Annotated in this window: 1 protein-coding gene; it reads right to left on the bottom strand. The window is 72.4% G+C overall.

The window, feature by feature from the left end:
* Positions 1–1030: phosphodiester glycosidase family protein (locus tag E1286_RS47320; RefSeq protein ID WP_132623976.1), on the bottom strand; the 1030-nt coding region annotated here is incomplete at both ends.

Here is a 1030-nt window from a genome sequence, read left to right as displayed (position 1 = left end):
GGGCGGTAGGGGGAGTCGATGAAGACGAGGGCGTCGCCGACGGCGCGTTCCGCGGAGCCGCTGGGCTTGTTGACGAGGGCGCCCCGGACCGACATGGCGGTGGAGCCGCCGCCGTCGAGGTTGATGGCGTCGTGCAGGCCGAGGGCGTCCGCCACGGCGGCGGTCTCGTCCATCGTGGTGCCGACGCTGCTGGTCATGCGGCCGTCGATGGTGGCGAGCACGATCTTCTTGTCCTCGGTCGTGCCGGCGATGGTGCGGGGGTTGCGGTCGAAGAAGCTGCCGGAGCCGGGCGGGACGACGACCTGGCCGTCGGCGATGAGGCGGTAGCGGCCGGTCACGCCGTACAGGGCCTTGCGCAGGGGGAGCTTGTCGCCCTGCTCGTCGACCAGGGTGGAGGTCTCCTTGAGGCAGCCGTCCGCGGCCACCTGGAGCAGGGAGGCGGCGTCCTGGCCGGTGGCCTGCAGCGACGTCTGGTCCGGCGCGAGCGTCGTGCCGCGGGTGGTCAGGGTGTCGACCACGCAGCCGCGGGAGTCGAGGACGACCTCCACGCCAGGGCCGGACGGGGTGGCGGCGGCGAACTCGGGGGTGAACGTGGCGACGTCGCCGGGGACGGTGCACTGGGTCTGGTCGGCGAGGGCGGCGCACTCGGCCGGGACCACCGGCGGGTGGTTGACGAACTCGAGCGGCAGCGTGGCGTCGGTCTGCTTGTTGCGGACGCTGCCGGACCAGCTCAGCTTGCCCATGATGACGCGGTTGCTCCTGGCGTCCACCACGAAGTTCGCCTCGGCGGGGTCGGCGATGGGCTCGCTGAGCAGCTTCCCGCCGAACAGGCCCAGGCCGACCTGCTCGCCCGGGTACTGCTGGCTGGCGGTGAAGGTGAAGAACGAGGCGTTCACCCCGGCCAGCGCGCCGGAGAGGCGTACGAGGTCGGTGGTCTTCTCGGTGCGGGCCAGGTCGGGGCCGTAGGTGGCCTCCAGGTGGCCGCGGGTCTTACGGGGGTCGATCGTCAGCACGTTGACCACCCAGGGGC

The sequence above is a fragment of the Nonomuraea terrae genome, assembly GCF_004348995.1.
Taxonomy (GTDB): domain Bacteria; phylum Actinomycetota; class Actinomycetes; order Streptosporangiales; family Streptosporangiaceae; genus Nonomuraea; species Nonomuraea terrae.
Note: the sequence above shows the minus strand (reverse complement) of the source record. Positions and strands in the feature narration are given on the sequence as shown.